We start from the raw sequence: 18,262 nt of genomic DNA, 5'->3' as shown, positions 1-18,262 counted from the left end.
ACGAATCCGCTGCATTTTCCTCAAAATCGACGTATGTAAGCAGAGCGTAATAAGGGGGGCGACGGATAGCGGCTGCTATGCGCATCAAGAAAGGTTTGAGCCATCACAACTTACGGAAGTAACGGCGCGGCAGTGTCGCGCGAACGACCGCTGGTCATGAAAACATCGGGGGCTGGTTCTCCCGAGCTACGTTCCGCCATTCTCGCCTGCATGCCTGGGCTGCTTGGCGTGGCGCTGTTCTCGGCAGTGATAAACATTCTCGCTCTGACCGGTTCGGTCTATATGTTGCAGATTTACGATCGCGTTCTGCCGTCGCAGAGCGTTCCCACCCTGGTGGGGTTCACGATCGGCATGCTGGGTCTGTATGCGGTCCATGGGCTTCTGGATTTCGTGCGGCTTCGCGTGTTGGTCCGCATCGGCAGCCGTCTCTATAGGAATTTGCAGCAAAAGGTGTTCTCCATCTCCCTGTCCTTGCCGCTCAAGGCAGGGCGTGATGCGGACCGTCTGCAGCCTTTGCACGATCTTGACCGACTGCGCGGCTTTCTCTCCGGAACGGGACCGACGGTCATCTTCGACGCCCCGTGGATCCCCTTTTATCTGCTGATCATTTATTTGCTCCATCCTTCGCTCGGCCTGCTGGCGACGGTCGGCGCGATCGCTGTGGTCCTCTTAACAGCGATCGCGGAAGTGTTTAGCCGAGGCCCCGCCGCGCGTGCCTCGGAGGAGCTGCTGTCGCAGCGGGCGCTTGCCGATTCCGGCCGGCGCAACGCCGAAGTCGTTCACGCAATGGGGCTGTCTGGTCGACTGGCTCGACGCTGGAGCGACGTCAGCCGAGCCTATCTCGCCCAGCAGGAACGTCTCTCTGACGTCGTTGGTGGCGCCAGTTCGCTGTCGAAGGCCCTGCGGATGGCGTTGCAGTCCTGTGTTCTCGGTCTCGGCGCTTACCTGGTGATCGGCGGCGAGGCTTCACCTGGGGTGATCATCGCATCTTCCATTTTGCTTGGCCGCGCCTTGGCCCCGGTGGATGCTGCGATCGCAAACTGGAGAGGCTTTCTGTCGGCCCGGCGCAGCTATTCCGAGCTGGCAGCGGTCATGGCGGCATTCGGCCGCCAGGACGAGCCAATGGAGTTGCCTCGGCCGCAGGCGCGGTTTGCGGTCGAGCAATTGACCATTGCGCCGCCCGGCTTGCCAAAGCCAACCGTGGTGAATGTGAGCTTCCATCTGTCGAGAGGCGCTGGGATGGCCGTAATCGGCCCAAGCGGTTCCGGCAAGACAACTTTGGTGCGTTCGTTGGTCGGAGTGTGGAAGCCGCTCCATGGCTCGGTGAGATTGGACGGCGCCTCTCTCGATCAATGGAACTCGGAACAGCTCGGCGCCCATATCGGCTACATGCCGCAGGATGTGGAGTTGTTTGACGGCACGGTAGCAGACAACATTTCGAGGTTCCGAGGCAAGACGGATCCAAAAGGCGTCCTTGCGGCGGCAAGAGCAGCCGGCGTCGAGAAAATGATAATGCAATTCCCTCAGGGATTTCAGACCCGCATAGGCGAGGGCGGAGCGGCCCTGTCGGCAGGGCAGAGGCAACTCGTGGGTCTCGCCCGAGCACTTTATGGCGAGCCGTTTCTTGTCGTGCTCGACGAACCGAACTCGAACCTCGACGTGGACGGAGACGCTGCCCTGGCCGGCGCCATACGGACAGTGCGTCAGCGCGGGGGCATCGTCATTGTCGTTGCGCATCGTCCTTCGGCACTCGCGAATATCGATCAGGTGCTGGTTATGTCGAATGGGACGGTTCATGCCTTTGGCTCGCGCGAGCAGGTCTTGGCGAACGTGCTCCGACCTTCACCGCCTGTTTCACCTCGGCCATCTTCTTTGGCGCCGATACCGGGTGTTGCCGGACATGCATGAAGCTCTGCTCGAAACATTCGTCGCTTTCTCATCGTATGCTCGGACCCTTCGTGGCAGCAAACGGGCTGCCGTGAGCGCGCCAGATCTGTCGGACGGTATACGGGCCAACCTGATATTCGGTTTGGTGATTACAGGTCTGCTGGTCCTTGGCGGCGGCCTGTGGCTGGGGTTGACCAACATCGCCGGCGCTGTGGTTGCACCGGCCACCGTGGTGGTGGAAACCAACGTCAAGAAGGTCCAGCATCAAACCGGAGGCACAGTGGGCGGGATCTTCGCGCAGGACGGAGATCATGTACGAGCCGGCGACGTGCTGGTCAGACTGGATGACACGCTGACTCGCGCGAACCTGCAAATCATCAGTGAGGATCTCGATCGCGCGACCGTCCGGCTCGCTCGGCTGGAGGCTGAGCGAACGGGCCTGGCGGAAATGCAACTGCCGGTCGGCCTGAAGGCGCGAATGAACCAGCCGGAGCTGGCTGCGCTCGTCAATGGCGAGCGCGCGCTCTTTGAAACGCGCGCTTCGGCTTTGGCTGGACAGAAGGCACAGTTGAGAAGCCAATCCCAGCAACTTGAACGTCAGATCGACGGCCTCAAAGCGCAACAGAGCGCGGTGGATGAATCGGTTGCTCTGCTGAATAAGGATTTCGCCGACGTTGATTCCCTCTACGCCAAAAAACTCGTCTCCAAGGAGAGGGTGAGCAACATCAGGCTGGATGCCACCCGGGCCAGGGGAGAATCGGGGCGCCTCGCTGCCGCAGTAGCTGAAGCGCAGGCGCGCATTAGCGAAACGGGGTTGCAGATGCTGCAGCTGGATGACCAAAGGCGCACTGACGTCACGACCGAACTCCGCGAGACGGAAGCCAAGCAGACCGAACTCAACGAACGGAGGATTGTGGCCCAGGATGAATTGACCAAGACAACGATCCGCGCGCCGCAGTCCGGAACAATACAGGAATCGGCTGTCCATACCGTCGGCGGCGTTATCGCGCCTGGCGAGATGCTCATGACCATCGTGCCTGATGCCGACGATCTTGTGGTGGACGCGCTGATCCCTCCGTCGCGGGTCGACGACGTCCGGCCAGGGCAGCCGGTATCGATCCGTTTTCCGGCGTTCGACGTGGGAACCACTCCGGTCTGCCAAGGGTCAGTGAAACACATCTCGGCAGATCTGATTAAAGATCCGCAACGTCAGCTTTCCTATTTCTCGGCGCGGATCAAGGTCGAAAGCAAATCGAATTGCCTGACCGAAGCGAAGGTGCTGAGGCCAGGTATGCCCGCCGAGGTTCATATCCGCACCGATGAACGCAATGTCTGGTCTTATCTGTTGAAACCCTTTGCGGATCAGATGTCCAAGGCGTTTACGCAGTGATGGCGAGGAGGCGAGGCGAGTAGGATATCGGGATTTCTGGCGGCCCGACGGCTTTTTGGGGGCGGGCGGCCGTCGAGCCTAACCGGCGGCGCGGGGATGAAGCGCCTCCGGCTGGAGGAAACATGCGCGTTATGTGCCGCTACCGCATCATTCGAATAGCGAGGCAGTTTGTCCGCTGTCGGTAGTTTTTTGCCCAATGAAATAAACGAACGCGAATGGCGGATGGCGGGCGAGCGGAACCGCAACATTACCCATCAAAGATCAATGTTGCTGTGGTGCGAATTGCGGGGGCGGCCAATCCCCGTGGGCGTCGTGCTGGCAGGAGCTTGCGCAGCCATCGAGCATCACTGGACGGTGGCCTGAGGCGAGTTTGCCAGCCGTGATCTTGCAAAGACTTTTCTATCCCCGTCCAAAATATGCCTGGTACCACTCGACGAACCGCCCCACCCCTTCGGTCACTGTCGTCGTCGGGCGGTAGCCGACCGCCTGCTCCAGCGCCGAGGTGTCGGCGAAGGTATCGGGCACGTCGCCGGGCTGCAGCGGCAAGAGTTCGACGATGGCTTTGCGGCCCAGCGCGTTTTCCAGCGCCTCGACATAGGCGGTCAGCTTCACCGGGCTGTTGTTGCCGATGTTGAAGATGCGCCAGGGGGCGNTCCAGCGCCTCGACATAGGCGGTCAGCTTCACCGGGCTGTTGTTGCCGATGTTGAAGATGCGCCAGGGGGCGCTGCTTGTGGCCGGATCGGGACGGCTGGAGTCCCAGGCGGCATTGCCCGTGGCCGGGCTGTCGCTGGCGCGGATCACGCCTTCGGCGATGTCATCGACATAGGTGAAGTCGCGCGTGTGATTGCCGTTGTTGAACAGCTTGATCGGCGCACCGGCCAGGATGTTCCTGGTGAACAGGAACAGCGCCATGTCCGGGCGACCCCAGGGACCATACACCGTGAAGAAGCGAAGCCCGGTCGTCGGCAATCGGAACAGATGGCTGTAGCTGTGCGCCATCAGCTCGTTGGCGCGCTTGGTCGCGGCGTAGAACTGCAGCGGATGGTCGGCCGGACGATGTTCGGAAAACGGCATGTCGGTGTTGGCGCCGTAGACACTCGACGTGCTGGCATAGGTCAGGTGCGCGACGGCGCTGTTGCGGCAGGCCTCCAGCATGTTGGTGTAGGCGATGATGTTGCTTTCGACATAGGCATGCGGGTTTTCCAGGCTGTAGCGAACCCCGGCCTGGGCGGCGAGATGGATCACCCGGTCGAATGCATGGTCGGCAAAGCAGGCGTCGACCACGCTCTTGTCGGCGAGATTGCCGCGGATGAAATGATAGCCGGCATTGGTCTTGCGGCTCGCCTCGTCCAGGAGCCGCAGCCTCGCCTCCTTGATCTGCGGATCGTAGTAGTCGTTGACGTTGTCGATGCCGACGACCTCNGTCCAGGAGCCGCAGCCTCGCCTCCTTGATCTGCGGATCGTAGTAGTCGTTGACGTTGTCGATGCCGACGACCTCGTCACCGCGCTCCAGCAGCCGCTTGGCTACGTGATACCCTATGAAGCCGGCCGCGCCGGTGACCAGAACCCTCATCAGAAGCGCCCATCCGTAACATGCCTGGGGAACAGACCCTTGATGTCGTAGATGACGCCCGGGGTCTTGGAGGACATTAGCTGATCTGGTCGCGCGGAGTTACCCTCGCCGTGAGGTGAAGGCAAACCGGTGATAGGAGGCTCAACCAAGATCGATATTCGCACTTACAAACCTTCGGTCTCTTCGTCGTCGAGCATCTGTCACCTCAGCGCACCCTTGTCTGCGCGTGTGGGACGCCGGCTTTGTACCCAACCGAATACAGGCACGGGAGTTCCATTCCTGCACGGAATGGGGTGGGAGAGCCGCACTTCATTGCTGGCGATGCTGAATAGGCGCCATGAACCAGCTTCGCTGATCCTGGCGCTCACCGGCGTGCCCTTCAGCTCCTCAAATCGGGATCCCGTTCGGGAAAAACGAGACTGGCCAATGGACGCCCGATCGTCTCGCTGCTCCAAACGTCCGCTCCTGGCTCTTGGAGCTGTAAGGGGTGCCATGTCGGCTGGATTACCGCCCCCAGACGACGGCATTCTCGTGCCGTTTGATGATGTGCTTCAGATTCTCGAAGGCGGTCGTGACGTGGCCGGCGAAGCGCTCTGCCGCCGGCGAGCGCGGTCCGCTGACCCGGCGCAGGATGCCGAGTGAGCGGCTGGGCTGCGGAATTTCATAGGGCAGCACCGTCACCCGGTTTTCCTTGCGCTGCGCGAAGACCACGGAGAATGGCAGCACCGCCAGCGCATCGGTTTCGGCAAGGAAGTTGATCACGCTCATCAGCGAGCCTCCCGAATAGCGGACGTTGAGGTCCGACATGCCGATGCTCATCAGGATCATCTGCAGGTCCGACATCAGCGGAGAGCCGGGTAGGGGGGCTACCCAGGGAAAGCTGGTCAGGTCATGCGCCCTGAGGCGGCGATTTCGCAGCAGGGGATGGTCGGGCCGGCAAGCCACGACGTTGCGTCCGGGCAGGATTTCGGTGAATTCGAAGCCGGGTCCCAGGTCGAGCACGCCGATCGGCACGATCCCGAGATCGATCTGGTTGCTCTCCAGCGCCGCGACCATCTCGGGCAGGTTCATATAGCTTTGCTGAACGGTGACCTCGGGTTCGAGCTTCTGGAATTCTCCGATCATCCGGCTGATCATCGCATCCATGAAGAAGGGCACGCCGCCGACACGGACGACGCCCTTCGTGCCTTTCATGAAGCCCTGGACCGCATCCGACGCCTTGCGCGACGCGGTGATGATCGTGCGGCCCTGCGCCGCCAACTGGAAGCCGAGCGGTGTCGCCTGCAGCGGCCGGCGACCCTTGAGGAAAAGCGGCTCGCCCACCCGCGCCTCCAGCATGGCCAGCGATCGACTGACCGCCGGCTGGGTCAGGCCCAGCATAGCGGCTCCTTCCGACACGCCGCCGGCATCCAGCACCGCGGCGAGCTGCATGAGGTGGCGCTCGTTCAGCTTCATAGCAAAACGCTATACAAGGGACGCCACATCTCATCAAGCATCGCGTCGGGCCGTGCTATCCCGCTTGGCAAGGGGAAGGGAGGCCCCGGCGGAATGCACGGCCAGCACGACCCGAAGCGAGATGAATTCCCCAAGGCGATCTCGACGCAGGCCGAGGAATTCTCACGGCGCCTGACGGCAATGGGCCAGTCCCGCCTGGCGGCGGCGGCGCAGGCAGCCGTCGACGGTTTGCACGCGCTGATCGTCGAGCTGCGACCCTCGGGCGAGGAGTTCCGTCAGGCGATCGATTTTCTGACCGAGGTTGGCCACTACGCCGATGCGCGGCGCCAGGAATGGGTGCTGTTCGCCGACGTCCTGGGCGTGTCGTCGCTGATCGAGGATCAGAACAGCCCGCGCCCTGTTGGGGCGACCCCAAACACCCTGGCCGGCCCCTTCTACCGGGCCGACGTGCCGGTGATGCCGCTCGGCGCGAACATCTCGCGCGATCACAAGGGCGAGCCGCTGGAGGTTGCGGGCCGGATCGTCGCGCTCGACGGCGATGCGATCGGCGATGCGATGGTCGAGATCTGGCAGGCCAATGCCGAGGGTCTCTACGAGAACCAGGAACCCGACAGGCAGCCGGAATTCAATTTGCGTGGACGGTTCCGCACCGATCCGCAGGGACGCTTCGTCTTCGTGACGGTGAAGCCGAAGGGCTACACGCTGCCATCGGACGGACCGGTCGGTCAATTGATGTCGGCGCTTGGCCTTGGCCTCGAGCGGCCGGCCCATATCCATTTTCGCGTCTCGGCGGAGGGCTTCGAGACGCTGACGACCCACATCTTCGACCGGTCGGACCCTGCGATCGGCCGGGATGCCATCTTCGGGGTCAAACCCGAACTCATGGCCGAGTTCCGCGCGCTGCCGCCCAACGGAGGAAAACGGAAGCACGCGCTCGACCTCAACCTCGTGCTCTGTCCACAGCGGCGGGGCGAAACCGAAACCTCTGGGAGGAGATGACCGATGGCACGTGTCAGCGGCTACCACCATTTGACGCTCTCGACCGACAGCGCTCAGGAAGATTTTGATTTCTATACCAAGGCACTGGGCCTGCATTCGGTGAAGCGCACCGTCTTGTTCGACGGCGTCATCCCTGTCTATCACCTCTATTACGGCTCGCCCAACGGCGATGCCTCGACGATCATCACCACCTTCCCGTTCCGCAAGCCAGGCGTCTATGGCCGCCGCGGGTCCAACCAGTCGCGCACCATCATGCAGTCGATTCCCAAGGGGGCCGCGGATTTCTGGGTCGACCGGTTGAACGCGCGCGGCATCGAGGCCATCAAGATCACTCGTTTTGGCGCCGACCGTGCGGCTTTCGCACATCCCTGCGGCATTCCGCACGAGCTGGTGGAAAGCGACAGGGATACGCGCGCGCCGATCACCAACGAGGCGCAGGGCATCGGCAAGGCGCACGGCATCAAGGGAATATACGGCGCCGTGGTGGCGGTGATGGACCGCACTGCGATGGACGACTTCCTGACCATCGCGTTGCCGCTGGAGAAAGAGGCTGACGACCATGAGGGACTGGTGTTCCGCGTGCCCGACGCGACCGGCGTCGCTCAGCGCGTGGAGGTCATTGTCGACCGCGACAGCCCGCAGGGCACCTGGACGCTGGCGGGCGGTACGATCCACCACCTCGCCCTCAACACCGGCGACGAAGAGAACCAGCTGAAACTGCGCGCTCATATCGAGGGTCTCGGCTTCACGGATATATCGGAGCAGAAGGACCGCAACTACTTCAAGTCCTGCTATGTCCGCTCGCCCGGCGGCGCGCTGTTCGAAATTGCCTGGACCACGCCGGAAGGCTGGGCCAAGGACGAGCCTCCGGGCCAGATCGGCAAGACGCTGGTCTTCCCGCCGTGGTTCAAAGATCGTGAGAGCGAATTGCAGGTCGGCCTGGAAGAGGCGGACTTCACGTGAGTTCAGGCAGCGGTCCGCTCCGGCTTGGGCCAAGAGGCCCGGAGGCGAAGGCGATCTGCGTCTTCGTCCACGGCCGTGGCCAATCGCCCGAAGAGATGCAGTCCCATGTGCTGTCGCGGCTTTCCGCAACCGCCGTGGCCTTTATCCTGCCGCGTGCACCACACGGCATGTGGTGGGAGGCGCGTGCCGTCGACCCGTTGACGCCGGTCGCCCGGGCGCAGCTTTCCGACGCGCTCGACCACCTTGCGGCCGCAATGGTCGCGGCGCGGGCCGAACTGCCCGGACTGCCGCTTCTTCTCGCGGGCTTCTCGCAAGGGGCGTGTCTGTCGATCGAATACCTCTGCGCGGGGCTGCCGCCGCCGGATGCTTTGGCGGCCTTCACGGGCTGCCGTGTCGGCGTTCCGGCGGACGAAAGATCCGAGGCCGCGCCGGCCGGAATGCCGATCTATCTTTCCGGCGGCGATGCCGATCCCTGGATACCAGTCTCGGCGTTTGCCGATGCCGCGCAGTCGCTGGGCCGCATTGGCGCGAGCCTGCGGGCCGATCTCTTCCCGGGACGGGGCCATGAGGTCTCGGACGCCGAGATCGTCATGCTGGGCACGATCCTCGACGACCTCGCGGCCGGGCGCGGCCCGCGCATGGAGGCGGCGCGATGATGGACAGCTTCACCTTTCCGGGCCTGACGACACGGGTGGTCTTCGGTGCCGGCACCATAGCTCGCGTCGAAGAGGAAGTCCGGCGGCTCGGCCATGACAAGGTGATGGTGCTTTCGACACCGCATCAGATGGGCGATGCGGAAAGACTGGCCGTAAGCCTTGGTGGCCTCGCCGCCGGGATCTTTGCCGGCGCGGTCATGCATACCCCTGTCGAGGTCACGGAAAAGGCCGTCGGTGCCTTCCGCGGCAGCGGCGCTTCGGCGGTCGTCAGCCTCGGCGGCGGCTCGACCACCGGGCTCGGCAAGGCCATTGCCGTGCGCACGGGCGCCGACCAGGTGGTCATTCCCACCACCTATGCCGGCTCGGAAATGACCGACATCCTCGGCGAGACGGCGGCCGGCGAGAAGACTACCCGCCGCTCGCCGGACATTCGCCCCGAGACGGTGATCTACGACGTCGATCTGACACTGAGCCTGCCGGTAAGTCTCACCGTCACCTCGGCGATGAACGCGATCGCTCATGCGATGGAGGCCTTGTATGCCCCCGATCGCAACCCGGTGATCGTGCTCATGTGCAGGGATGCCATGATTGCCTTCAAGGACGGCATTCCAAGGCTGATCCGCGACCCGCAGGATCGCGCGGCGCGGACGCAGGCGCTCTATGCGGCCTGGTGCTGCTCGACCGCGCTCGGCTATGTCTCGATGGCGCTGCATCACAAGCTGGCGCATGTCTTCGGCGGCTCGTTCGATACGCCGCATGCCGAGACCCACGCCATCCTGCTGCCGTACACGACCGCCTTCAACGAAACGGCGGTGCCTGATCTGTTGCGTCCGATCACTAGGGCATTCGGTGGTGGCTCGGCGGGCGGCGGGCTCTGGGATTTCGCACAGTCGGTCGGCTCCCCGCTGAGCCTGAAGGCGATCGGCATCGAGGAGGCCGATCTCGACCGCGCGGCGGCGATCGCGGTCAAGAATGCCTATGCGAATCCGAGGCCAATCGATCCAGGATCGATAAGGGAACTCCTTCAGGCGGCGTGGGAGGGACGCCGTCCGGGGGCTTGAGAATAAAACAAGAGGGAGGAACTACACATGATCACAAGACGTAGCCTACTGAAAGCCTCGGCGGCGACAGGCCTGGCGCTGGCCGGTTCGCGCCTGGCGACGCCGGCCATCGCGCAAGGCGCCAAGATCCGCCTGGGCTATGTTTCGCCGCAGACCGGGCCGCTTGCCGGCTTCGCGGAGAGCGATGCCTACAACATCAAGGCCTTCCTCGCTTCCGAGGCAGGCAAGAACTTCGAGGTCATCGTCAAGGACAGCCAGTCGAACCCCAATCGCGCGGCCGAGGTGGCGAAGAGCCTGATCGTCGATGACGAGATCAACCTGATGCTCGTCGGCTCGACGCCCGAGAACACCAACCCAGTGGCCACCACCTGCGAGGCGGAGGGCGTGCCGGTCATCTCGACGATGGCGCCGTGGCAGCCCTGGTTCATCGGCCAGCAGGGCAGTCCGGCCGATCCGGCCTCGTGGAAGCCTTTCAACTTCGGCTATCATTATTTCTGGGGTCTCGAAGACATCATCGCCGTCTACACCGGCATGTGGAAGCAGCTTTCCACCAACGGCAAGGTGGGCGGGCTGTTCCCCAACGATGCCGACGGCAATGCCTGGGGCGACCCGAAGAATGGGTTGAAGCCCGGCCTCGACGCCGCCGGCTTCAGCCTTGCCGATCCTGGCCGCTATCAGAACCTTTCGGACGATTTCACCGCGCAGGTCAACGCCTTCAAAGCCGCCAATGCCGAGATCGTTACCGGGGTGGTCATTCCGCCCGACTTCACCACCTTCTGGAACCAGGCCCGCCAGCAGGGCTTCAAGCCCAAGGCGGTGACGGTGGCCAAGGCGATCCTTTTCCCGCAATCGGTCGAGACGCTCGGCGACGCCGGCCACAACCTCTCGTCCGAGGTCTGGTGGTCGGCCTCGCATCCGTTCAAATCGTCGCTGACGGGCGAGAGTTCGGCCGAACTCGCTGCGGATTTCACCGCCAAGACCGGCCGTCCCTGGACCCAGCCGATCGGTTTTGTCCATTCGCTGTTCGAGGTGGCGGCCAATGTCATGGGCCGCGTGTCGGATCCAACCAATGCCGAGGCGATCGCGGCGGCGATAGCGGCCACCGACATGACGACGGTAGTGGGCAAGGTGGCCTGGAGCGGTGCGGGATTGCCACCTTTCGCCGCGAAGAACGTCTGCAAGACGCCGCTCGTTGGCGGGCAGTGGCGCAAGAAGGCCGGTGGCGGCTTCGATCTGGTGATCGTCGAAAACGCCGGCGCCTCCCAGATACCCACCGCCGGCAAGATGGAAGCCCTGGCCTGACGCTGCCGAGGGCGGCTGATACCGCCGCCCTCGTTCGGCGCGACCCAAGGATGACAGTGATGATACTCAGGCTGGAAAACGTTTCGAAGTCCTTCGGCGCCTTGAAGGTTGCGGATTCCGTGACCGTCAGCGTGCCGCGCGGCGAAGCGCTGGGCATTATCGGCCCGAACGGCGCCGGAAAATCGACGCTCTTCAACCTGATCACCGGCAACTTGTTTGCAAATGAGGGTCGCATCGAATTGCTCGGCCGCGACGTGACCCGTGCTCCGGCGATGGAGCGGGTGCGCATGGGCGTTGGCCGCAGCTTCCAGATTCCGCAGCCTTTCGAGGGGCTGACCGTGTTCGAAAATCTCTTGACCGCTGCCGCCTTCGGCCGCGGCGCACGCGAGGCCGAGATGGTCGACGATTGCGCTGGTATCCTCGAGGAGACGGAGCTTCTCAGGAAGGCCAATTTCGTGGCCGGCTCGCTGAGCCTTCTCGACCGCAAGCGCCTCGAACTCGCCCGCGCCCTGGCGACAGGCCCTGAGCTTCTGCTCCTGGACGAGATCGCCGGCGGTCTGACGGAGGGCGAATGCAAGGCCCTGGTCGCGACGATCAAGGCGATCCACGCCAGGGGCACGACAATCATCTGGATCGAGCATGTGCTGCACGCCCTGAATTCGGTGGTCGAGCGGCTTCTCGTGCTGGATTTTGGGCGTGTGATCGGGATCGGTGCGCCTGATGAGATCATGGCCTCGAAGGCGGTTCGCGAAATCTATCTGGGGCTCGAGGTCTGATGCTGGAAACGCGCGGCCTCACCGCGAATTACGGCCAGTTCCGGGCGCTGTTCGGTGTGGATATCAGCGTGGCCGCGGGCGAATGCGTGGCGATCATCGGCGCCAATGGCGCCGGAAAATCCACGCTGATGCGCTCGATCACGGGCGTGATCGGCAACGAGCCCGGCATGGTGCTGCACAGGGGCGAGCCGATTGGCGCGCTGTCTTCGGCCGAGATCATGAAGCGCGGCATTGCCATGGTGCCGGAGGGGCGCCGACTGTTCCCTTCGCTGACCGTCGAGGAAAACCTGCTGGTCGGCGGGCAAGCGCGCAAGGTGCCGGGGCCGTGGAACCTCGACGCCGTCTATGACCTTTTCCCGATCCTGCGCGAGCGGCGCAAGAGCCCCAGCACCGCGCTCTCGGGCGGCCAGCAGCAGATGGTGGCGATCGGCCGGGCGCTGATGTCGAACCCCCAATTGCTGCTCTGCGACGAGATCAGCCTCGGCCTCGCGCCGGTCGTCATCCGCGATATCTACGCAGCCCTTCCCAGGATCCGCGAAGGCGGCGCCGCGATCGTGCTGGTGGAGCAGGATATCGGCAAGGCGCTGGCGGTGGCCGATCGCGTCTACTGCATGATGGAGGGTCGCGTCACGCTGGCCGCCAGGGCGGCTGAGGTCACGCGCGAAGACATCCATTCCGCCTATTTCGGAGTGGCGGCATGACGCGGCAACCGAGGCTCTGTCATCTGCTCGCGCAGCGCTCTTATGGCCTGATCGAGGTGGCGCGGCGATGATCTGGCTGGACACCCTCGTGCAAGGGATTCTGCTGGGCGGGCTCTATGCCTTGTTCGCAGCGGGATTGAGCCTCGTCTTCGGTATCATGCGGCTGGTGAACCTCGCCCATGGCGACCTCATCATTCTTGCCGCCTATCTGGTTTTGATGGGCGTCACGCTGCTCGGCCTGTCGCCCTGGATTGCCGCTCTGGTCGCCATGCCGGTGATGTTCGCGCTCGGCTGGCTGCTGCAGACCGCCGTTCTGAACCGCGTGCTGGGCAAGGACATCCTGCCGCCGCTTTTGGTCACCTTCGGCCTGTCGGTCGCCCTGCAGAACGGCCTGCTCGAGGCCTTCTCCGCCGACAGCCGCCGCATCCCGGTGGGCGCGTTGGAAGGGGCATCGCTCGATCTCGGGCTGGTCACGGTGGGGATCATGCCGCTGATGACCTTTGCCTCGGCGATCGTGATGATCATTGCGCTCAACGCGCTCTTCTACCACACCGCCCTCGGCCGTGCCTTCCGCGCCACCTCGGACGACGTCGTGACGGCGGGGCTGATGGGGATAGAGCCGAAGCGGATCTTCGCGATCGCCACCGGGATCGCCATGGTCGTCGTGACGCTGGCGGCACTCTATCTCGGCATGCGGGCGAACTTCGATCCTTCGATCGGACCGGCGCGGCTGATCTATGCCTTCGAGGCGGTGATCATCGGCGGCCTCGGCAGCCTGTGGGGGACGCTCGCGGGCGGGATCATCATCGGCGTGGCGCAGACGTTTGGCGCCGCGCTGAATCCGGAATGGCAGATCCTGGCCGGCCACATCGCCTTCCTGGCCGTGATGCTGCTCAAGCCGCGCGGGCTTTTTCCGCGCGCAGTGGATTGAGGGCGGCATGTATCGACTGACAACCCGCACCCGCGCCGGAACCGTGACCGCGATCATCGTGCCGATCTTCATCGTCGCCGCGCTCGCGCTGCCTGCCGTGGCCTCGCGTGGCGTCATACAGGATCTCTTCTTCATCCTCACCATGCTGACGCTGGCGCAGATATGGAACCTGCTGGCGGGCTATGGCGGCCTGGTGTCGGTGGGCCAGCAGGCTTTCGTTGGCATCGGCGCCTATGCGATGTTCGCCGGCGTGATCCTGCTCGGCTGGAATCCGGTCCTGGCGATCCCGCTGGGCGGCCTTGCCGCTCTGGTGCTGGCGGTTCCGACGGCCTTCTTCGCGTTCCGTTTGCAGGGCGCCTATTTCGCCATCGGCACCTGGGTGATCGCCGAAGTGACGCGACTGCTGGTCGCGCAGTGGAAGGCGCTCGGTGGCGGCACCGGCACCTCGCTGCCGCGCGAGGCGACGAGCAGTATCCTGGGCACCGATGCGGTCCGGGCGCTGTTCGGGGTCCGCGAGGCCGCGGCACGCGATGTTATGGCCTACTGGCTGGCTTTGGCGCTGCTCGTGGCCGTGACGGGAGGCATTTATTGGCTGCTGCGCAGTCGCCTCGGGCTGGCGCTGGCGGCCGTGCGCGACAATGTCGACGCGGCGCAATCGGTGGGCGTCGATACCGGCCGGCTCAGATGGGCGGTCTTTCTGATCGCCGCGGCCGCCACCGGGCTGACCGGCGCGCTGATCTTCCTGCAGACGGCCCGCATCTCGCCGAGCGCGGCCTTTGCCGTCACCGACTGGACCGCCAACGTCATCTTCATTGTCGTCATCGGCGGCATCGGCACCATCGAGGGGCCGATCCTCGGTGTGCTGGTCTTCTTCGCGCTGCGCTCGGCGCTGGCCGATTACGGCAGCTGGTACTTGATGACGCTCGGCCTCATCGCCGTCGTCGTGATGCTTTTTGCGCCAAAGGGGCTGTGGGGGCTGATTGCGTCCCGCAAGGGCCTGCACCTGTTTCCGGTCCGCCGCAGGCTGACCGGTCCGAAGATCAAGGGAGGAATTTGATGGCGGATATCGAAATCGACGTGCTGATCGTCGGCACTGGCCCAGCCGGCTCGGCCACCGCCGCGCTGCTGTCCAGCTACGGCGTCGCCAACATGATCGTCAATCGCTATCGCTGGTTGTCGAACACGCCGCGTGCCCACATCACCAACCAGCGCACGATGGAAGTGCTGCGCGACCTTGGGCCGGAGGTAGAGGCCGAGGCCATGATGCACGCCTCCCCGCAGGAGCTGATGGGCGAGAACGTGTTCTGCGAAAGCCTGGCCGGCGAGGAGATCGGCCACATGAAGAGCTGGGGCGTCCACCCGCTCTCCAAGGCCGAACATCTGCTGTCGTCGCCCTGCTTCATGAACGATCTGCCGCAGACCTTCATGGAGCCGATCCTGTTCAAGTCGGCCTGCGCCCGCGGCACGCAGGCACGCATGAGCACGGAATATGTCAGCCATGTCCAGGATGCGGACGGCGTGACCACGACCTGCCGCGATCGGCTGTCGGGCAACGATTTCACCGTGCGGTCGAAGTTCCTCGTCGGCGCCGACGGCGGCAACTCGCTGGTGGCCGAGCATCTGGGCCTGCCGCTCGAGGGCAAGATGGGCGTCGGCGGCTCGATGAACATCCTGTTCAGGGCCGATCTCTCGAAATATGTCGCCCACCGGCCGAGCGTCCTCTATTGGGTCATGCAGCCCGGCGCCGACGTCGGCGGCATCGGCATGGGTCTCGTTCGCATGGTGCGGCCGTGGGACGAATGGCTGATCGTCTGGGGTTACGACATCAACCAGCCGCCGCCGGACGTGACGCCGGAACTGGCCACCAGCGTCGCGCGTCAACTGGTCGGAGATCCCGCGCTCGAAATCGAGCTCCTGGGCGCCAACACCTGGACCGTGAACAACTGCTTCGCCACGCACATGCAGAAGGGGCGGGTGTTTATCATGGGCGATGCCGCGCACCGGCATCCGCCCTCGAACGGGCTCGGCTCGAACACATCGATCCAGGACGGGTTCAACCTCGCCTGGAAGCTTGCCAAGGTCATCAAGGGGCAGGCGGGGGTCGGGCTTCTGGACAGCTTCTCGGCCGAGCGCGCACCGATCGCGCGCCAGATCGTGACACGGGCGAACCAGTCCATCGCCGAATTCGGACCGATCTTCGAGGCGCTCGGCATGGACGGCGGCGTGGATCACGACAAGATCCAGAGGAACATGGAGGCTCGCGCCGATGCGACGCCCGTCGCCGAAGCGCAGCGCGAGGCGCTCCGCAAGGCCATCGCCTTCAAGAAGTACGAGTTCGACGCCCATGGCGTCGAGATGAACCAGCGCTATGCGTCGGGCGCGGTGGTGACCGACGGCCAGCGCGAGCCGGCCTTCGAGAAGGATCGCGAGCTGCACTATGCGCCGACAACCTGGCCGGGCGCGCGCTTGCCGCATGTCTGGGTCTTCGAGCGCTCGGGCAGGAAGGTCTCGACGCTCGATCTTTGCGGGCATGGCGAGTTCACGCTGTTGACCGGCATTGGCGGAGAGGCGTGGGTCGCCGCGGCGGAGACGGTGGGCGCGGAGCTCGGTCTGCCGATCCGCAGCCATGTGATCGGCCCGCGCCGCGCGATCGAGGATCATACCGGCGACTGGGCCGGCGCACGGGAGATCCGCGACACCGGCTGCCTGATCGTCCGTCCCGACCACCACGTCGCCTGGCGCTCCGAAACGCTGGCGGCCGAGCCGGCGGCCGAACTGCGCCGGATCTTCAAATCCGTTCTGGCGCGCTGAGGAGGATCGCATGATCGACGAACACGAATCCGGCTATTTCACCGAAGCGAACTCGGCCGAGGTCGTGGTGGCGCGGAACAGGAACGCCAAGGACGAGCGGCTCAAAGAGGTGATGGAGGTCATCACCCGCAAGCTGCACGAGGCGGTGAAAGAGATCGAGCCGACACAGGAGGAATGGTTCGGCGCGATCATGTTCCTGACGCGGACAGGCCAGATCTGCAACGAGTGGCGGCAGGAATACATCCTGTTGTCGGATGTTCTCGGTATCTCGATGCTGGTCGATGCGATCAACAACCGCAAGCCGTCGGGCGCCTCGGAATCGACGGTGCTGGGACCCTTCCACGTCGCCGACGCCCCCGAACTGCCGATGGGCTCCAACATCTGCCTCGACCAGAAGGGCGAGCCCATGTTCGTGCATGGCCGCATCCTCGATACCGAGGGCAAGCCGATCGCAGGCGCCAAGATCGACGTCTGGCAGGCCAATGACGAGGGCTTCTACGACGTGCAGCAGAAGGGCATCCAGCCCGACTTCAACTTGCGCGGCGTCTTTCGCACCGGCACGGACGGGCGCTACTGGTTTCGCGGCGTGAAGCCCAAATACTACCCGATCCCGGATGATGGCCCGGTCGGCAAGCTGCTGGGCGCGCTGGGGCGTCACCCCAATCGTCCGGCGCATCTCCACTACATCGTCGAGGCCGAGGGCTTCGAAGCGCTGACCACGCACATCTTCGACCCGGACGACCCGTACATCGATTCAGATGCCGTCTTCGGCGTGAAGAAGAGCCTGCTCGCCGAATTCCGCAAGGTCGAGAACGCCGAAGCTGCCGCCAGGGTCGAGGTTGCGGCCCCGTTCTACGACGTGGAGTTCGATTTCGTGCTGTCGCACAAAGGAGGAAACTGATGGCCGCACTTGAGAAGATGTTCGATGTCAGAGGCAAGTCGGTGATCGTCACCGGCGGCGCCGGCGGCATCGGGCAGGCCTATGCCGAGATCATGGCCGAGCACGGGGCGAAGGTCTGCATCTTCGACCTGAACCCTGCCGGGCTTGACACGACCGTGGCCGCGATCAGGGCGGTGGGTGGCGATGTCTGGGGCCAGGTTGTCGACGTCGGTGACCGTGCGGCCATGGCCGCAGCCTTCGACAAGGTCGCCGGGAAGGCGGGCTCGATCGATGTCGTGTTCGCCAATGCCGGGATCGATGCCGGGCCGGGCTTCAACACCCCGACGGGCGAAAGGAACCCCGAGGGCGCCATCGAGAACCTGCCCGACGAGCACTGGGACAAGGTGATCGAGATCAACCTGACCTCGGTCTACACCACGATCAAACATGCCGTCCGGCACATGAAGCCGAATGGCGGCGGCCAGATCATCGTCACGTCGTCCATTGCATCGCTGATCAACGAGAGCATCGTGGGCACGCCCTACATGCCCGCCAAGGCCGCGGTGAACCATCTCGTTCGCCACATGGCGATGGAGCTTGGCGCCTACAACATCCGCATCAATGCCATCCTGCCCGGACCGTTCATCACCAACATCGCCGGCGGTCGGCTGCGCAATCCGGCGGACCGCGAGGCCTTCGAGGCCCAGTCGCTGCTCGGTCGGATCGGCGACCCGGAAGAGATCAAGGGCCTGGCGCTTTATCTGGCGTCGCCTGCCGCTTCCTACGTGACGGGCTCTCTGATCGTCATCGATGGCGGCTCGCTGCTGCGGATGACCTGAACACGCTTTGAACTGAGACCGGTCCCGTGGGCCGGAG

Annotated in this window: 15 protein-coding genes and 1 pseudogene; 14 read left to right on the top strand and 2 right to left on the bottom strand. The window is 64.2% G+C overall.

All coding sequences use genetic code 11. From position 1 onward, the window contains the following. The first annotated feature begins 156 nt into the window (after positions 1–156). Both X735_RS163215 and X735_RS163220 read left to right on the top strand, forming a co-directional pair. The gene (locus X735_RS163215; RefSeq protein WP_031212338.1) at positions 157–1,908 is read left to right on the top strand and encodes a type I secretion system permease/ATPase; all 1,752 of its coding nucleotides are present in this window, start codon (positions 157–159) and stop codon (positions 1,906–1,908) included. Beyond that, positions 1,901–3,277 carry an HlyD family type I secretion periplasmic adaptor subunit gene (locus X735_RS163220; RefSeq protein WP_023808938.1) on the top strand — a complete coding sequence of 459 codons (1,377 nt, stop codon included), beginning with the start codon at positions 1,901–1,903 and terminating at the stop codon, positions 3,275–3,277. The genes X735_RS163215 and X735_RS163220 overlap by 8 nt, the downstream gene beginning before the upstream one ends. A 399-nt stretch (positions 3,278–3,676) precedes the next feature. On the opposite strand, the pseudogene X735_RS1000000169570 reads toward X735_RS163220, so the two are convergent. Then, positions 3,677–4,851 (bottom strand): annotated as a pseudogene (locus tag X735_RS1000000169570) (NAD-dependent epimerase). A gap of 504 nt (positions 4,852–5,355) precedes the next feature. Next, positions 5,356–6,306: a LysR family transcriptional regulator gene (locus X735_RS163225; RefSeq protein WP_023808937.1), complete on the bottom strand. Its 951-nt coding sequence runs from the start codon at positions 6,304–6,306 to the stop codon at positions 5,356–5,358. A 93-nt stretch (positions 6,307–6,399) separates the two neighbouring features. On the opposite strand from X735_RS163225, the gene X735_RS163230 reads away from it, so the two are divergent. The 12 genes from X735_RS163230 to X735_RS163285 all read left to right on the top strand — a co-directional run bounded on the left by X735_RS163230 (position 6,400) and on the right by X735_RS163285 (position 18,225). After that, positions 6,400–7,305: a dioxygenase gene (locus X735_RS163230; RefSeq protein ID WP_023808936.1), complete on the top strand. Its 906-nt coding sequence runs from the start codon at positions 6,400–6,402 to the stop codon at positions 7,303–7,305. Positions 7,306–7,308: 3 nt separating this feature from the next. Continuing rightward, positions 7,309–8,268, top strand: a complete 960-nt coding sequence (locus X735_RS163235; RefSeq protein ID WP_023808935.1) for a VOC family protein — start codon at positions 7,309–7,311, stop codon at positions 8,266–8,268. Further along, positions 8,265–8,924 (top strand): dienelactone hydrolase family protein, encoded by a 660-nt coding sequence (locus tag X735_RS163240; RefSeq protein ID WP_023808934.1) that lies wholly within the window; start codon positions 8,265–8,267, stop codon positions 8,922–8,924. Before X735_RS163235 ends, X735_RS163240 begins: the two co-directional genes overlap by 4 nt. Continuing rightward, the gene (locus tag X735_RS163245; RefSeq protein WP_032908628.1) at positions 8,924–9,985 is read left to right on the top strand and encodes a maleylacetate reductase; all 1,062 of its coding nucleotides are present in this window, start codon (positions 8,924–8,926) and stop codon (positions 9,983–9,985) included. Before X735_RS163240 ends, X735_RS163245 begins: the two co-directional genes overlap by 1 nt. Positions 9,986–10,012: 27 nt before the next feature. Next, positions 10,013–11,287 (top strand): ABC transporter substrate-binding protein, encoded by a 1,275-nt coding sequence (locus X735_RS163250; RefSeq protein ID WP_023808932.1) that lies wholly within the window; start codon positions 10,013–10,015, stop codon positions 11,285–11,287. 59 nt (positions 11,288–11,346) lie between these two features. Continuing rightward, a complete protein-coding gene (locus X735_RS163255) occupies positions 11,347–12,063 on the top strand; it encodes an ABC transporter ATP-binding protein (RefSeq protein ID WP_032908626.1) in 717 nt (238 codons plus the stop codon). Next, a complete protein-coding gene (locus X735_RS163260; protein ID WP_023808930.1) occupies positions 12,063–12,764 on the top strand; it encodes an ABC transporter ATP-binding protein in 702 nt (233 codons plus the stop codon). Before X735_RS163255 ends, X735_RS163260 begins: the two co-directional genes overlap by 1 nt. Positions 12,765–12,831: 67 nt before the next feature. Beyond that, the gene (locus tag X735_RS163265) at positions 12,832–13,695 is read left to right on the top strand and encodes a branched-chain amino acid ABC transporter permease (protein WP_023808929.1); all 864 of its coding nucleotides are present in this window, start codon (positions 12,832–12,834) and stop codon (positions 13,693–13,695) included. 7 nt (positions 13,696–13,702) lie between these two features. After that, positions 13,703–14,752: a branched-chain amino acid ABC transporter permease gene (locus X735_RS163270; protein ID WP_023808928.1), complete on the top strand. Its 1,050-nt coding sequence runs from the start codon at positions 13,703–13,705 to the stop codon at positions 14,750–14,752. Then, positions 14,752–16,506, top strand: coding sequence for an FAD-dependent monooxygenase (locus X735_RS163275; RefSeq protein WP_023808927.1), 1,755 nt, complete (start codon positions 14,752–14,754; stop codon positions 16,504–16,506). Before X735_RS163270 ends, X735_RS163275 begins: the two co-directional genes overlap by 1 nt. A 10-nt stretch (positions 16,507–16,516) precedes the next feature. After that, positions 16,517–17,407, top strand: coding sequence for an intradiol ring-cleavage dioxygenase (locus X735_RS163280; protein ID WP_031212335.1), 891 nt, complete (start codon positions 16,517–16,519; stop codon positions 17,405–17,407). After that, on the top strand, positions 17,407–18,225 hold the full coding sequence (locus X735_RS163285) for an SDR family NAD(P)-dependent oxidoreductase (RefSeq protein ID WP_023808925.1): 819 nt from the start codon (positions 17,407–17,409) through the stop codon (positions 18,223–18,225). Before X735_RS163280 ends, X735_RS163285 begins: the two co-directional genes overlap by 1 nt. The last annotated feature ends 37 nt before the right edge of the window (positions 18,226–18,262 follow it).

The sequence above is a fragment of the Mesorhizobium sp. L2C084A000 genome, from assembly GCF_000502875.1.
Classification (GTDB): domain Bacteria; phylum Pseudomonadota; class Alphaproteobacteria; order Rhizobiales; family Rhizobiaceae; genus Mesorhizobium.
Note: the sequence above shows the minus strand (reverse complement) of the source record. Positions and strands in the feature narration are given on the sequence as shown.

Excerpts from the sequence above, each read along its gene's own strand:
- X735_RS163215 (WP_031212338.1), top strand. The coding sequence starts at position 157 with ATGAAAACATCGGGGGCTGGTTCTCCCGAGCTACGTTCCGCCATTCTC.
- X735_RS163220 (WP_023808938.1), top strand. The coding sequence starts at position 1,901 with ATGCATGAAGCTCTGCTCGAAACATTCGTCGCTTTCTCATCGTATGCT.
- X735_RS163225 (WP_023808937.1), bottom strand. The coding sequence starts at position 6,306 with ATGAAGCTGAACGAGCGCCACCTCATGCAGCTCGCCGCGGTGCTGGAT.
- X735_RS163230 (WP_023808936.1), top strand. The coding sequence starts at position 6,400 with ATGCACGGCCAGCACGACCCGAAGCGAGATGAATTCCCCAAGGCGATC.
- X735_RS163235 (WP_023808935.1), top strand. The coding sequence starts at position 7,309 with ATGGCACGTGTCAGCGGCTACCACCATTTGACGCTCTCGACCGACAGC.
- X735_RS163245 (WP_032908628.1), top strand. The coding sequence starts at position 8,924 with ATGGACAGCTTCACCTTTCCGGGCCTGACGACACGGGTGGTCTTCGGT.
- X735_RS163250 (WP_023808932.1), top strand. The coding sequence starts at position 10,013 with ATGATCACAAGACGTAGCCTACTGAAAGCCTCGGCGGCGACAGGCCTG.
- X735_RS163255 (WP_032908626.1), top strand. The coding sequence starts at position 11,347 with ATGATACTCAGGCTGGAAAACGTTTCGAAGTCCTTCGGCGCCTTGAAG.
- X735_RS163260 (WP_023808930.1), top strand. The coding sequence starts at position 12,063 with ATGCTGGAAACGCGCGGCCTCACCGCGAATTACGGCCAGTTCCGGGCG.
- X735_RS163265 (WP_023808929.1), top strand. The coding sequence starts at position 12,832 with ATGATCTGGCTGGACACCCTCGTGCAAGGGATTCTGCTGGGCGGGCTC.
- X735_RS163270 (WP_023808928.1), top strand. The coding sequence starts at position 13,703 with ATGTATCGACTGACAACCCGCACCCGCGCCGGAACCGTGACCGCGATC.
- X735_RS163275 (WP_023808927.1), top strand. The coding sequence starts at position 14,752 with ATGGCGGATATCGAAATCGACGTGCTGATCGTCGGCACTGGCCCAGCC.
- X735_RS163280 (WP_031212335.1), top strand. The coding sequence starts at position 16,517 with ATGATCGACGAACACGAATCCGGCTATTTCACCGAAGCGAACTCGGCC.
- X735_RS163285 (WP_023808925.1), top strand. The coding sequence starts at position 17,407 with ATGGCCGCACTTGAGAAGATGTTCGATGTCAGAGGCAAGTCGGTGATC.